The following is a 13424-nucleotide window of genomic DNA, read 5'->3' on the forward strand; positions in this document are numbered from 1 at the left end:
CAGGCCCCCGCTACCCCACCCTCGACATCCGAGCCTGCGGCCGGCCCGACTCCGCGCTCTCCGAGCGGTACTGGAGATCGTCGCCCACCGGCTTGAGATGGACGGTCGTCTCCGCCGGGTTGCAGCCGCTGTGGTTGGTCTTCGCGCCGGCCGACGTGGCGACGAGCTCCTTCTTCGTGACCTGCTTCAGGGTCAGTACGTCGACGCAGACGCCGCCGATCTGGTCGGTCTGGCGGAGGCGGCCCAGTTCCTCGCCCACCGCGGCCCGTTCGACGGTGATGCGGAACGTGCCGAGGGGCAGGTTGCCGTCCAGGGCGGTGCCCTGGCCCTCCCAGGTGCCGAGGTAGGCGGCGGGCACCGTGCCGGAGGGGGCGGTGCTCGCGGTCGCCGCCGGGGGCGAGTCGGAGCCGCTGCCCGAGTCCGCGTCGTCGTGGCCGCCCCGGTCCGGCAGCAGGTCGAAGACGAACACCGACCCGATCGTCACGGCCGCCATCGCCCCCGCGACGGCCAGGGCCACCGTGCAGCTCAGCTTCCGCACCCGCCCGCCGCCCTCCGGCGTGGACGTCGCCGCCACGGAGACGGAGACCTTGCCCGGGGGGCGGCGATCGGAGGGCTGTGTGCCGTCGCCGTCACGGGGGTCGGGGACGGCCGGAAGGGGCGTGGGCATGACCGGCGGCGGGCCGAAGACCCCGGCGTCGGCGGGTTCCGGCGCCCCCACCGACAGGCTGCTGAACCCGACCGGCCCGGACGGGCCCCCTGCCCCGGTCCCTGTCGCCTCCAGGTTCAGCAATCGCACGGCGCTCCGGCTCACCTGCTCCACCAGCGCTCCCGGCAGCCAGCCGCCCGACACCAGCCGGGCCGCGCCCTCCGGAGCCAGCCACCGGGCCACATCCCCCGGGGCGGGGCGCGCGCCCGGGTCCTTCGTCAGACAGGCCGCCGTCAGGTCACGCAGTTCCCCGTCCAGCGGGCCGAGCTCCGGTTCCTCGTGGACGACCTTGTAGAGGAGGGCCGCCGAGGAGTCCCCGGGGAAGGGCGGTTCGCCGGTCGCCGCGTACGCGAGGACCGCTCCGAGCGAGAAGACGTCTGCGGCGCCCGTGATCCCCTTGCCCAGGATCTGCTCGGGCGACATGTAGCCGGGTGAGCCGATCGAGACGCCCGTGGAGGTGAGGGACGCCGTGCCGTCCGTGGCCCGGGCGATCCCGAAGTCGATCAGGAGCGGGCCGTCCAGGGTCAGCAGTACGTTCGACGGCTTCACGTCCCGGTGCACCAGACCCAGCTCGTGCACCGCCGCCAGCGCCTCGGCGAGTCCCGCGCCCAGCGCCCGTACGGTGTGGGCCGGCAGGGGCCCGCCCTCGGCGATCGCGGCCGACAGCGACGGGCCGGCCGCGTACGCCGTCGCCACCCACGGCACCCGCGCATCCGGGTCCGCGTCCAGGACGGGCGCCGTCCAGGCACCGCCCACCCGGCGCGCGGCCTCGACCTCGCGCCGGAATCTCGCCCGGAACTCCTCGTCCAGCGCGAAGTGCGGGTGCACGATCTTCACCGCGACGGTACGGCCGCCGGCACTGCGCCCCAGATAGACCCGGCCCATCCCGCCGGAGCCCAGCCGGCCGAGCAGCCGGTAGGGCCCCACGACCGTGGGTTCGTCGGCTTCGAGCGGCCGCATGGCGTCACCCCTCCCCCGTGGGCGCACGGGGGCATCCCCCGTGCGCCCGCACTCCCCAGAAGAGTAGTGCCGCGACCACGCCCCGCTCAGGGCTGGAGCAGGTCCACCTTCACGTCCGCCGGGAAGCCGGTCGTCGGGCCGACGCGCCGTGCGAACTCGGCGACCGCCTCCAGCTGCGGGCCGCCGAAGCGGAAGTCGAGCGTCGTGAAGTACTGGGCGAGGGTCTCCTCGTCGAAGTCCTCCCAGCGGGCGGCCTGCTCGGCGACCTTGCCGACCTCTTCCAGGGAGAGGTTGCGGGAGGCGAGGAAGGCCTCGTGCACCTTGCGCGTGAGGACCGGCTCCCGCTCCAGGTAGTCGCGGCGCGCCGCCCAGACCGCGAAGACGAACGGCAGTCCCGTCCACTCCTTCCACAGCCGTCCCAGGTCGTGCACGTCCAGGCCGAAGCGCGGCCCGTCGAGCATGTTCGCGCGCAGCGCCGCGTCGCCGATGAGGACGGCCGCGTCGGCCTCCTGCATCATCAGGCTGAGGTCGGGCGGGCAGGTGTAGTAGTCGGGCCGTACGCCGTAGCGCTCGGCGAGGAGCAGCTGGGCGAGGCGGACGGAGGTGCGGGAGGTCGACCCGAGGGCGACGCGGGCGCCGTCCAGCCGGTCCAGCGGGACCTGCGAGACGATCACGCAGGACATCACCGGGCCGTCGCAGCCGACGGCGATGTCGGGGAAGGCGACCAGTTGGTCCGCGTGCTTGAGGAACTCGACCAGGGTGATCGGTGCGATGTCGAGTTCGCCCTGCACCAGCTTCTCGCTGAGCTTCTCCGGGGTGTCCTTCGTCAGCTCGAAGTCGAGGAGCGTGCCCGTTCTGGCGAGCCCCCAGTACAGGGGCAGGCAGTTCAGGAACTGGATGTGGCCGACGCGCGGCCGGTTGCGAGGATTGTCCACATCGTGAGGCTAGCCCTCACGGCCTAGCGGGCTGTGACCGGCCCCGCGGTCGGTCCGGGATGGGCGACGGAGGCCTTCACCGCCACTCGGCGGACACTGTTCAAACATTCGGGTGACGTGATCTTGACCCCTATTGCATTCCGGGGCCTGCGTGCTAGGCTCATCGCAAGTTGCAGTTTGGTTTCCCTTGCAGTACAGAGCCTGCGGAGCATGTGACCGCGGGCTCTCGTCATTCTCAGACGTATGCAGTTGTGCAGAATTCATCTTCACACTTGCTGGTTCTGGAGCAGGGCAACCCTTTTGGGCCCAAGGAGGGCTTATGGCTACCGGAACCGTGAAGTGGTTCAACGCCGAAAAGGGCTTTGGTTTCATCGCCCAGGAGGGCGGCGGCCCCGACGTCTTCGTCCACTACTCCGCGATCAACGCGAGCGGCTTCCGCTCCCTCGAGGAGAACCAGCAGGTGTCTTTCGACGTCACGCAGGGCCCGAAGGGCCCGCAGGCTGAGAACGTCACGCCGGTCTGATCAGTAGTACCCAAGGAGCCCCCCGCCGTCCAGGCGGGGGGCTCCTGCCTTTCCTTCCCTTTCTCCCTGGTGAATTCCGGGCGAATTCTGCGCCGGCCGGACCGTGGAAGGATGTCCGGATGCAGAGAGACGCCGAGAACGGTGGAGAAGACAGCGGGACGCCCGCTGACAAGCGCATGGCCACGGGTCTGTCCCTGGGGCTGTCCCTCGGCACGGCCGGGGGGATCGCGCTCGGAATGACCGTCTTCGACAACATCGCCCTGGGGCTGGCCCTGGGCCTGGGCCTGGGCACAGCGATCGGAGTCGGGGCAGGGCGGGCGCGCGGCGGCGGGGGCGACGGGGCGGCGGAGTAGCCGCAGGCGCCGTTCACGGAGCCCCGAGGCGCGCACCACACCGCCCGCGCCCGAGCGACGCCGCCCGCACGGGAATGGCCGGAACGCCGTCACGCCACCCCGGAGGCCCCGGCGCCCCCATAGGGTCGGCCCATGACCGACGCCGACTTCCTGATCGAGACCCGCACCTTCTACGACACCGTGGCCGAGGACTACGCCGTCCAGTTCAGCGACCCGCTCGGGGCCCGGCCGCTGGACCGGGGGCTGCTGGACGCCTTCGCGGAGCTCGTGGGCGTGGGCGGTGAGGTCGCCGACCTGGGGTGCGGGCCCGGGCGGGTGACGGCGTACCTGGCGTCGCGGGGACTTTCCGTGTTCGGCCTGGACCTGTCGGAGTCGATGCTCGCGATCGCCCGCCGCGAGAATCCGGACCTGCGGTTCGAGCAGGGCTCGATGCTGGACCTGGACCTGCCCGACGGCTCGCTCGCCGGGGTCGTGTCCTACTACTCGATCATTCACACCCCGCAGAACCGGCTGCCGGAGGTCTTCGCCGAGTTCGCCCGCGTGCTGCGGCCCGGCGGCCACCTGCTCCTCGCCTTCCAGGCCGGTGACGAGCCACGCCGCTACGAGGAGGCCTGGGGGCACCGGGTGGCGCTGGACTTCCGGCGGCGCAGGCCGGAGCGGATCGCCCCGCTTCTGGAGGCCGCCGGATTCTCCGTGCGCTCGCGCACCATGAGGGAAGCCGACGAGGAACTCGGGGAGCCGACCCCACAGGCACTCCTGGTGGCCCGCAAGCGGGCGGTGCCGGAGGTGGGGGCGGGGGCGGGGTAGGGGGCAGAGGCGTAGGGAGGTCCGGTGCCGCGCCCGCGGCCGATACCCACAGCTACCCACAGCGCGGCTGCAGGGGCTTCTGGGGCGCCGGAGCCGCCGCAACGCCGCGTGGCCCGAGGTCCCGGAAGCCCCGCGTGCCCCGAGGCCCCGTAACCCGGCGAGCCCCGGAAGTCCGCCCGCTCGCCGCACCTACAACGTTCCCCCTATGTCCCTCGCGGCGATGTACCCGAACGTCATCGCCGGGCCGATGGTCGAGCCCGCGCCCGCGTAGCTGTGGCCCATGACGGCGGCGCTCGCGTTGCCGGCGGCGTACAGGCCGCGGATCACCGAGCCGTCCTCCCGCAGCACGCGGGCGCGGGCGTCCGTCCGCATGCCGCCCTTCGTGCCGAGGTCTCCGGGGACGATGCGGAAGGCGTAGTAGGGCGGCAGCCAGAGCGGGGCGAGGCAGGAGTTCGGGAGGACGTTCGGGTCCGTGTAGTAGTGGTCGTAGGCGCTGTCGCCGCGGTGGAAGTCGGGGTCCTTGCCCTGCCGTGCCTGGGCGTTGAAGCGGTCGATGGTGGTGCGCAGGGCCGCCGGGGGGACGCCGATCGAGGCCGCCAGCGCGTCCAGGCTCCAGGCCTTGTGCGCGGCGCCCGAGTCGTACCAGTCGTCGGCGAGGGGCAGGACCGGCAGGACGTCCTTGAAGAGGTACCGGTTGCGGTAGTTCTGGTCGGTGATCAGCCAGCAGGGGATGGCCGGGTCCGTGTCGTGGACGTCGTACATGGTGTGGACGACGTCGCTGTAGGGCGCGGCCTCGTTGACGAAGCGTCTGCCCGCCCCGTTCACCAGCAGCCCGCCGGGCAGGGTGCGTTCGGCGAGGCAGAAGTACGGATCGCCGGGGAGCGGGATCGCCGGTCCCCACCAGGCGTCCTCCATGAGGTCGAGGGCCGCGCCGAGCCGCTCGCCCGCCCGGATGCCGTCGCCGGTGTTCTCCTTCGCGCCGACCGTCCAGTCCGTGCCGATCGGCTGCCGCTGGTAGCGGTCGCGCATCGCCGCGTTGTGCTCGAAGCCGCCCGAGCCGACGATCACGCCCCGGCGGGCCCTGATCAGGCCGGGGGTGCCGTCGCGGGTGACGACGGCTCCGGTGACGGTGCCGTTCTCGACGTGCAGGTCGGTCAGGGGCGTCTTGAGCCACACCGGCACCCCGGCGGACCGCAGCCCCGCGCGCAGACCGGCCGCCAGGGCCTGGCCCATGGTGAGGGGTTTCTCCCCCCGCAGGGCCGCCGCAGTGCCCCGCGCCAGTGCCTGTGCGGCCACGGCGGCGCCCTTGGCGTGCACCGCGGCCAGGGCGATCCACTTGTAGTCGGCGCCGAAGACGACCATGCCGGCGGGGACGTCCAGGTACGGCGGGTTCAGGCGGGCCAGTTCGGGGCCGAGGAGGCGGCCGTCGAGCTGGTCGGGTTCGATGGAGCGGCCGTTCGGGAGGCCGCCGGGCAGCTCCGGGTAGTAGTCGCTGTAGCCCTCCATCCAGCGGAACCGCAGGGGGCTGTGGGCCATGACGTGGGAGATCATCGCCGGGCCGTGGGTGAGGAAGGCGCGCTGCCGGTCGGCGGGGACGTCGGGGCCGACGACGGCGGCGAGGTAGGCGGCGGCCTTGGCCGGGGTGTCGGGGACGCCGGCCGTAAGGATCACCTCGTTGTTGGGGATCCAGATCCCGGCGCCGGAGCGGGCGGTGGAGCCGCCGAAGGTCGGGGCCTTCTCCACCACCACGCAGCTCAGTCCCTGCCCGGCGGCGGTCAGCGCGGCCGTCATCCCGGCCGCGCCGGACCCGATGACGACGACGTCGTACGTGCCGAGCGGGGGGAGGTCGGCGGCGTGGGCGTCCTGGGCCACCCCGGCGGCGACCGCCAGCCCGGCACCGGCGGCACCGGCCAGCACTCGTCTTCGGGACGGTGCTCCGGATGTACCCGCGGAGTTCGTGCTCGTGGTCATGTCCGCTCCAGCCCGAGAGGAACGCGAAGGGGTGGGGAATGTCGCGCGTGGGCCTTGCGAAGTCAAGAGGCGTGCGGAGAGGGCGAGTTCAGACCTGGTCCGCTGCGGCCCGGGCGCCCCCGCCCGGCACCCCCGAGGCCCGGCGCCCCCGCTACTCCAGGCCGATCGCCGCGCAGTCCGCCTTGTACTTCGGGGTGCAGATGTCCTTCACGGTGTACACGCCGTCCGTGATCACCGTCTCCTTGATGTTGTCCTTGGTGAGGGCGACCACCGGCACCAGCATCGCGGGGATGTTCTTCGCCGTCGGGCTGTCGACCGTCTCCCGGGTCAGCGCGGCGAACTCGATCGCGCGGCCCTGCACCTTGGCCACCGCGATCTTCGCTGCGTTCGTCGCCTCCAGCAGGAAGGACTTGTAGACGGTCATGTACTGCTCCCCCGACACCACCCGCTGCACCGCGTCGAGGTTGGCGTCCTGCCCGGTCACGGGCGGCATCTTGGTGGCGCCGGCGTCCTCGAGCGCCTCGATGACGGCGCCCGCCATCCCGTCGTTGGCGGAGTAGACGGCGGCGATGTTGTTCAGCCCGACGGCCTGGATCGCCTTCTCCATGTTCGCCTTGGCGATGGAGGGCTTCCACTCCTTGGTGTCGTACTGCTTGACGATGTCGACCTGGCCCTGGAGCTCGCTCAGGGCGCCCTCCTTGAACCGTGCGGTGTTCGGGTCGGCCGGGTCGCCGTTCATCATGACGACCTTGCTCTTCTCGGCCTTGTCACCGAGTTCGCCCATGATGGCGCGGCCCTGCACCTGCCCGACGAGTTCGTTGTCGTGGGACACGTACGCGTCGATGGGGCCCTCGGCGAGCCGGTCGTAGGCGACGACCGGGATGCCGGCGTCCTTGGCCTTGCGCACGTCCGAGGCGATCTTCTTCGAGTCCAGCGCGTCCACCAGGATGACGTCGACCTTGTCGTCGATCATCTTCTGGAACTGCTCGCTCTGTCTGGACACGCTCGCCTCGGCGTTGGCGTAGCGGACCGTGCCCTTGTTCTCGGTGAGGGAGGCGACCTCCTCCTTGATCAGCGGGTAGTCGAACTTCTCGAAGCGTGCCGTGTCCCGGTCGGGCAGCAGCAGCCCCACCGTGATGTCGTTGCTCGTCTTCGCACCGGCGGAGTCGTCGCTCCCACCGTCACCGCACGCGGCGAGGGACAGGGCCGACACGGATACCGCCAGGCCTACGGTGAGGGGACGCAGAGCGGTCCGACGGGTGTTACGCGCTTTCACTGGTGGTGCCTTCCGATGGGGGGAGCATCGCGACGAGATTGCTCGAAAGCCAAGGGGAGACGGCGTGCGGCGTCAAGGAATCCGTGTGAAGACCTCGCAAAGGCCGCGCGACGGACCCGCTCCACGGCAAGCCCTTCCCGCTCGGGGCGCTGAAGGCCGCGCCCTGTCTCACCTCGCGTACAGCTCCTCCACCTCCGTCGCGAACGTGCGCATCACCGCCTCGCGGCGGAGTTTCATGGAGGGGGTCAGGTGCCCCGCTTCCTCCGTGAAGTCGGCGGGGAGGATGGCGAAGCGGCGGATGGACTCGGGGCGGGAGACCAGTTTGTTGGCCTCGTCGACGGCGCGCTGGAGGACGGCGCGGAGTTCCTCGTCGTCGACGAGGAGGGTGGCCGGTACGGGGTGTTTGCCGTTCATCTGGCGCCAGTGGGTGATGCCGTCGGGGTCGAGCGTGATGAGGGCGGAGACGAAGGGGCGGCCGTCGCCGATGACCATGCACTGGGAGATCAGGGGGTGGGAGCGCAGCCAGTTCTCCAGGGGTGCCGGGGCGACGCTCTTGCCGCCCGCGGTGATCAGGAGTTCCTTCTTGCGGCCGGTGATCGTCAGGTAGCCCTCGTCGTCCAGTTCGCCGATGTCGCCGGTGGCGAGCCAGCCGTCGGGGGCGGCGGGGACGACGCCCCCGGCCTGGGGGTCCCAGTAGCCGCGCAGCACGTGGTCGCCGGCGAGGAGGATCTCGCCGTCGGCGGCGATGCGGACGCGGGTGCCGGGCAGGGGCCAGCCGACCGTGCCGAGGCGGGGTTTCAGGGGCGGGGTGACGGTGGACGCGCCGGTCGTCTCCGTGAGGCCGTAGCCCTCGAAGATCTCGATGCCGGCTCCGGCGTAGAACGCGGCCAGGCGCCGGCCCAGCGGTGAGCCGCCGCAGATGGCGTAGCGGACCCTGCCGCCCATGGCGTTGCGGATACGGCGGTAGACCAGCGGGTCGTAGAAGACCCGGGCCGCCTTGAGCGCGCGGTTGGGGCCGGGGCCGGTGCCCGTCTGCCGGGCCTCCATCGCCTCGCCGTAGCGCTGCGCGACGGACACCGCACGGTCGAACGACGACAACCGGCCGCCCGCCTCGGCCTTGGCGCGGGCCGAGTTGAAGACCTTCTCCAGCATGTACGGGATGGCCAGCAGACAGGTCGGGCGGAAGCTGGCGAGGTCCGGCAGGAGGTGGTCCGCCTTGATGCTGGGCGCGTGGCCCAGCCGGACGCGGGCGCGGATGCACGCGATGGCCACCATGCGGCCGAAGACGTGGGACATGGGCAGGAACAGCAGGACCGAGGCCTCTTCGCTGGTCTTCGCCTTGAAGACGGGGTAGAGCAGCTCGATGGCGTTGTCCACCTCGGCGAAGAAGTTGCCGTGGGTGAGCACGCAGCCCTTGGGGCGGCCGGTGGTGCCCGAGGTGTAGATGAGGGTGGCGAGCGTGTCGGGGCCCAGCATGCCGCGCCGCACCTCGACCTCCTGGTCGGTCAGGTGCGCCCCGGCCTCCACGAGCCGGTCCAGGTGTCCCTTCTCCACGACCCACACGTGCTGGAGGTCGGGCAGGCGTTCCCGCTCCGGGCCGAGGGCGGCGGCCTGTCCCCCGGTCTCGGTGACCAGGGCGACCGCGCCGGAGTCCTGGAGGATCCAGCGGGCCTGGTAGACGGAGGAGGTGGGATAGATGGGGACCGTGACCAGTCCGGCCGACCAGGCCGCGAAGTCCAGGACCGTCCACTCGTAGATGGTGCGGGCCATCACCGCGATGCGGTCGCCCGGCATCAGCCCCTCGGCGATGAGCCCCTTCGCCACGGCCAGCACCTGTCCGGCGAACTCGGCCGCCGTGACGTCGCTCCACTGTCCGTCGGAGTCCTTGCGGCTGAGCGCCACGGTGTCCGGGCCCGCGCTCGCGTTGTCGAACGGCAGGTCGGCGAGCGACCCGTGCGTCCACGGCGGCGCCAGCGGCGGTACGGACGCCTCCCGCACCGCCCCGTCCAGGCGCCGCGTCTCGGGCTCGACCAGGACCGGTCCGCCGTACACGTCGCCGTAGGCGGAGGAGGGATACGCAGTGGACACGGGCGGCTCCTGGGGCGTGCAGCGATGAACTGCTTGCTGCATGACGTACGTGCCTCGCACGCCGAGGCGCTCAACCGGCTGAACCCCCAGAAAGGGGTTACTGGCGGTAGGAACCGGATCGTACGGCCCTCACGTGGCGGGTTTGTGCGGGTTCGGGAATGGTCCGGAGCCGGGCCTGTGCATTCTCGGAGGTTACGTGAGGGACTTTCAGGTCTGGTACGTGCGCCGCGCTCAGGCCCGCTCCAGGATCGCCGTCACCCCCTGCCCGCCCGCCGCGCACACGGAGATCAGTCCGCGCGCGGGCGCGTCCCGTTCGGCGAGGAGCCGGGCCAGGGTGGCCACGATCCGGGCGCCGGTGGCGGCGAAGGGGTGTCCGGTCGCGAGGGAGGAGCCGGCGACGTTCAGCCGGTCGCGGTCCACGGTGCCCAGGCCCCGCTTCTCCCAGGCGGCGAGCGTCGCCAGCACCTGAGAGGCGAACGCCTCGTGGATTTCGACCAGTTCGAAGTCGGACAGCTCCAGTCCGGCCCGCTCCAGCATGCGCGGGACGGCGTACGCGGGTGCCATGAGCAGGCCGTCCTCGCCGTCGGCCACGTCACCGCCGACGAAGTCGACGGCCGCCGTCTCGTACGCCGTCAGGTACGCCAGCGGCTCCAGCCCGCGCTCGCGGGTCCACTCCTCGCTCGCCAGCAGTACGGTGGCCGCGCCGTCGGTCAGCGGGGTCGAGTTCCCGGCCGTCATGGTGGGGTTGGGTTGGTCGAGGCCGAACACCGGCTTCAGGGCGGCCAGTTTCTCCACCGTCGATCCGGGGCGCAGGTTCTGGTCGCGGGCCAGGCCGCGGAAGGGGATCACCAGGTCCTGGAAGAAGCCGCGTTCGTACGCGGCCGCCAGTCGCTGGTGGCTGGCCGCCGCCAGTTCGTCCTGAGCCTCGCGGCCGATGTCCCAGGCGCAGGCGGTGACGGCGGCGTGTTCGCCCATGGACAGGCCGGTGCGCAGCTCGGCGTTGCGCGGGATGTCGGGGACGAGGTGCGAGGGGCGCACCTTCGCCAGGGCCTTCAGCCGGCCGCCCGCCGACTTCGCCCGCCGGGCCTGAAGGAGGATGCGGCGCAGGGTGTCGTTGACGCCGAGGGGCGCGTCGCTGGCCGTGTCGGCGCCGCCCGCGACGGCCGACTCCGTCTGGCCGAGGGCGATCTTGTTGGCGGCGGCGATGACGGCCTGGAGGCCGGTGCCGCAGGCCTGCTGGATGTCGTAGGCGGGGGTGCGGGGGTCCAGTTTCGAGCCGAGGACCGTCTCGCGGGCCAGGTTGAAGTCGCGGCTGTGCTTGAGGACCGCGCCGGCGACGAACTCGCCCACCGCACCCGGCTCCTGGAGGTCGTACCGCTCGACGAGGCCGTCGAGGGCGGCGGTGAGCATCTGCTGGTTGGAGGCGGTGGCGTACGGGCCGTCGGAACGCGCGAACGGAATGCGCGTTCCGCCGACGACCGCCACGCGCCGCACCCGCGTTTCCTGGGGGCTCATCTCGACCGCTCCTCGCCTGTGACGTAGCCTTACCTTCGGTAACCTTACTCCAGAGTAAGCAAGAGTGCGCCTCTCCGCAGTGCGCCTTCAGTGAGCCGTCGTCGGGAACTGGGAGTTGGAATGGCCGACCGCTATCTGCGCTTCACCGGTACCGCGCCCGGCCGCTTCCTCACCCGCCGGCTCGGTCTCCCCCAGCCCGCGCCGCTGACCCGCTGGTCCGCCGAGCGGCCCGCCCTGGACGGCGGGCTGCTCCACCTCACCGCCGGCGGCTCCGGCCTCGACCTGGCGCCGGTCCTCGCCCGTACGGGGATCGCCCCGGCCGGCTCCGACCGGGCCGCCGCCGTCGTGCTGGACGCGACCGGAGTGCGGACCGTCGAGGAACTGGCCGACGTCCACGCGGCTCTGCACCCCGCCGTGAGGTCGGTCGCCGCGAGCGGGCGCGTGGTGGTGCTGGGCGCGCCGCTCGACCCCGCCGACCACCATCAGGCCGCCGCCCAGCAGGCCCTGGAGGGCTTCACCCGCTCACTCGGCAAGGAGATCGGCCGCGGCAGGACCGTGAACCTGGTCCGGCTCACGGACGCGCCCGCCGCGGAATCCACCCTCCGTTTCCTGCTGTCCCCGAAGTCGGCGTACGTGAGCGGGCAGGTGATCGAGGTCGGGCCCGGTGAAGAGCCCACCGCCTCTCCCGACCCGGACCGCCCCCTGACCGGCCGCACCGCCCTGGTCACCGGCGCCGCCCGCGGCATCGGCGAGGCGGTCGCCGAGACACTCGCGAGAGACGGCGCCCGGGTCGTCGTCCTCGACGTGCCGCAGGCCGAGCAGGACGCCCGGCGCGTCGCCGGCCGGCTCGGCGGCACCGCCCTGCTCCTCGACATCACGGCCGCGGACGCGGGCGCCCGGATCGCCGAGGCCCTGCCCGACGGCCTGGATCTGCTGGTCCACAACGCGGGCATCACCCGGGACCGCCGGCTGGTGAACATGCCGGCCGAGCGCTGGATCCCGGTGCTGGAGGTGAACCTGGCGAGTGTGCTGCGCACCACGGACGCACTGCTCAAGGCCGGGACGCTGAACCGCGGCGGCCGGATCGTGGCGACGGCCTCGATCGCGGGCCTCGCCGGCAACGCCGGGCAGACCAACTACGGCGCGAGCAAGGCGGGCGTCGTCGGCCTGGTCCGCTCCCTCGCGCCCCGCGCGCTCGCGGAACACGGGGTGACGGTCAACGCGGTCGCGCCCGGTTTCATCGAGACGAAGATGACGGCGGCCGTCCCGCTGTTCATCCGCGAGGCGGGCCGCCGGATGAACTCCCTCGCCCAGGGCGGCCTCCCCGTCGACGTCGCCGAGACCACCGCCTGGCTCGCCCACCCGGGCTCGGGCGCGGTCAACGGCCAGGTCGTCCGCGTCTGCGGCCAGAGCCTGCTGGGGGCGTGATGGCCGGCGCCGCTCTCGTCCTCACCCAGCCCCCCTCCCTCCCGCCGCTCCTCGCCCGCGGCGCCCTGCTGTCGCCCTTCAAACGGCCCTCCCCCGAAGCGGAGTTCCCCCGCACCCGGCTCGTCCTGCCCGGCCTGCGCGTCGACCTCGCGCGCCTGGCGGCGTACGAGCGGGTGTGCGGATTCCCCACCGGGGACGACGCGCTGCCGCCGACCTATCCGCACGTCCTGGGCTTCCCCCTGGCCATGCGGCTGATGAGCGGCCGGGACTTTCCGCTGCCACTGCTGGGCCTCGTCCACACGTCCATCACCGTCACCCGGCACCGGGGCATGCCGGCCACCGGCGCGTACGACCTCACGGTGCGGGTCGCGGGGCTGGCGCCGCACCGGCGCGGCACCGAGGCGACCGTCGTCACCGAGGTGCGCGAGGGCGGGGACGTGGTGTGGGAGTCGAGCAGCACGTATCTCGCCCGGCACCGCACCCGCCGCCCCGCCGGGGCTCCCGCCGGGACTCCTGGCGAGGAGGTGCCCAAGCCGCTGCCCGCCGTCGCCGAGTGGCGGATCGCCGAGGACGTCGGGCGGCGGTACGCGGCGGCGTCCGGCGACCGCAATCCGATCCACCTCCACCCGCTCACGGCCCGCCTGTTCGGCTTCCCCCGGGCCATCGCCCACGGCATGTGGACGGTCGCCCGCTGCCTCGCCGCCCACGGCACACCGGACTCCTGCCGGCTCCGCGCCGACTTCCGGGCACCGGTCCTGCTGCCCGGGACGGTGACGTACGGGGCGGAGGACGGCCGGTTCGAACTGCGCGGCCGGGACGAGCGGTTGCATGTGTCCGGGGAGGTCCGCCGGGCCTGAGGCGG

At 72.5% G+C, this 13424-nt stretch carries 11 protein-coding genes; 5 read left to right on the forward strand and 6 right to left on the reverse strand.

What is annotated here, in order from left to right:
* Positions 1–10 precede the first annotated feature (10 nt).
* The gene (locus ABZ016_RS06570; protein ID WP_356915399.1) at positions 11–1666 is read right to left on the reverse strand and encodes a serine/threonine-protein kinase; all 1656 of its coding nucleotides are present in this window, start codon (positions 1664–1666) and stop codon (positions 11–13) included.
* An 86-nt stretch (positions 1667–1752) separates the two neighbouring features.
* Complete coding sequence (locus tag ABZ016_RS06575) at positions 1753–2601, reverse strand: menaquinone biosynthesis protein (RefSeq protein ID WP_356915400.1); 849 nt, start codon at positions 2599–2601, stop codon at positions 1753–1755.
* A 319-nt stretch (positions 2602–2920) separates the two neighbouring features.
* Here ABZ016_RS06575 and ABZ016_RS06580 point away from each other — a divergent pair, with 319 nt between their 5' ends.
* From ABZ016_RS06580 to ABZ016_RS06590, 3 genes are all read left to right on the forward strand, one after another.
* Complete coding sequence (locus tag ABZ016_RS06580; protein WP_003992177.1) at positions 2921–3124, forward strand: cold-shock protein; 204 nt, start codon at positions 2921–2923, stop codon at positions 3122–3124.
* A gap of 119 nt (positions 3125–3243) precedes the next feature.
* Positions 3244–3477 carry a hypothetical protein gene (locus ABZ016_RS06585; protein WP_356915401.1) on the forward strand — a complete coding sequence of 78 codons (234 nt, stop codon included), beginning with the start codon at positions 3244–3246 and terminating at the stop codon, positions 3475–3477.
* Between the two features lie 132 nt (positions 3478–3609).
* A complete protein-coding gene (locus ABZ016_RS06590; RefSeq protein ID WP_356915402.1) occupies positions 3610–4284 on the forward strand; it encodes a methyltransferase domain-containing protein in 675 nt (224 codons plus the stop codon).
* 189 nt (positions 4285–4473) lie between these two features.
* Here ABZ016_RS06590 and kstD read toward each other — a convergent pair whose 3' ends face one another.
* The 4 genes from kstD to ABZ016_RS06610 form a co-directional block, all read right to left on the reverse strand.
* Positions 4474–6255 carry a 3-oxosteroid 1-dehydrogenase gene (gene kstD / locus ABZ016_RS06595; protein WP_356915403.1) on the reverse strand — a complete coding sequence of 594 codons (1782 nt, stop codon included), beginning with the start codon at positions 6253–6255 and terminating at the stop codon, positions 4474–4476.
* Positions 6256–6406: 151 nt separating this feature from the next.
* Entirely contained in the window at positions 6407–7531 is a 1125-nt protein-coding gene (locus ABZ016_RS06600) for a substrate-binding domain-containing protein (RefSeq protein WP_356915404.1), read from the reverse strand.
* Between the two features lie 168 nt (positions 7532–7699).
* Complete coding sequence (locus tag ABZ016_RS06605; RefSeq protein ID WP_356915405.1) at positions 7700–9619, reverse strand: AMP-binding protein; 1920 nt, start codon at positions 9617–9619, stop codon at positions 7700–7702.
* Positions 9620–9850: 231 nt separating this feature from the next.
* Positions 9851–11134 carry an acetyl-CoA C-acetyltransferase gene (locus ABZ016_RS06610; RefSeq protein ID WP_356915406.1) on the reverse strand — a complete coding sequence of 428 codons (1284 nt, stop codon included), beginning with the start codon at positions 11132–11134 and terminating at the stop codon, positions 9851–9853.
* A gap of 120 nt (positions 11135–11254) precedes the next feature.
* Here ABZ016_RS06610 and ABZ016_RS06615 point away from each other — a divergent pair, with 120 nt between their 5' ends.
* Both ABZ016_RS06615 and ABZ016_RS06620 read left to right on the forward strand, forming a co-directional pair.
* On the forward strand, positions 11255–12562 hold the full coding sequence (locus ABZ016_RS06615) for a 3-oxoacyl-ACP reductase (RefSeq protein ID WP_356915407.1): 1308 nt from the start codon (positions 11255–11257) through the stop codon (positions 12560–12562).
* Entirely contained in the window at positions 12562–13419 is an 858-nt protein-coding gene (locus ABZ016_RS06620; RefSeq protein ID WP_356915408.1) for a MaoC/PaaZ C-terminal domain-containing protein, read from the forward strand. Before ABZ016_RS06615 ends, ABZ016_RS06620 begins: the two co-directional genes overlap by 1 nt.
* The last annotated feature ends 5 nt before the right edge of the window (positions 13420–13424 follow it).

The organism is Streptomyces sp. NPDC006372, assembly GCF_040612515.1.
Classification (GTDB): Bacteria; Actinomycetota; Actinomycetes; order Streptomycetales; family Streptomycetaceae; genus Streptomyces.

Bases quoted from the DNA above. Each gene is read 5' to 3' on its own strand.
- ABZ016_RS06615 (WP_356915407.1), top strand. From the start codon at position 11,255: ATGGCCGACCGCTATCTGCGCTTCACCGGTACCGCGCCCGGCCGCTTC.
- ABZ016_RS06585 (WP_356915401.1), top strand. From the start codon at position 3,244: ATGCAGAGAGACGCCGAGAACGGTGGAGAAGACAGCGGGACGCCCGCT.
- ABZ016_RS06580 (WP_003992177.1), top strand. From the start codon at position 2,921: ATGGCTACCGGAACCGTGAAGTGGTTCAACGCCGAAAAGGGCTTTGGT.
- kstD (WP_356915403.1), bottom strand. From the start codon at position 6,255: ATGACCACGAGCACGAACTCCGCGGGTACATCCGGAGCACCGTCCCGA.
- ABZ016_RS06620 (WP_356915408.1), top strand. From the start codon at position 12,562: ATGGCCGGCGCCGCTCTCGTCCTCACCCAGCCCCCCTCCCTCCCGCCG.
- ABZ016_RS06570 (WP_356915399.1), bottom strand. From the start codon at position 1,666: ATGCGGCCGCTCGAAGCCGACGAACCCACGGTCGTGGGGCCCTACCGG.
- ABZ016_RS06610 (WP_356915406.1), bottom strand. From the start codon at position 11,134: ATGAGCCCCCAGGAAACGCGGGTGCGGCGCGTGGCGGTCGTCGGCGGA.
- ABZ016_RS06590 (WP_356915402.1), top strand. From the start codon at position 3,610: ATGACCGACGCCGACTTCCTGATCGAGACCCGCACCTTCTACGACACC.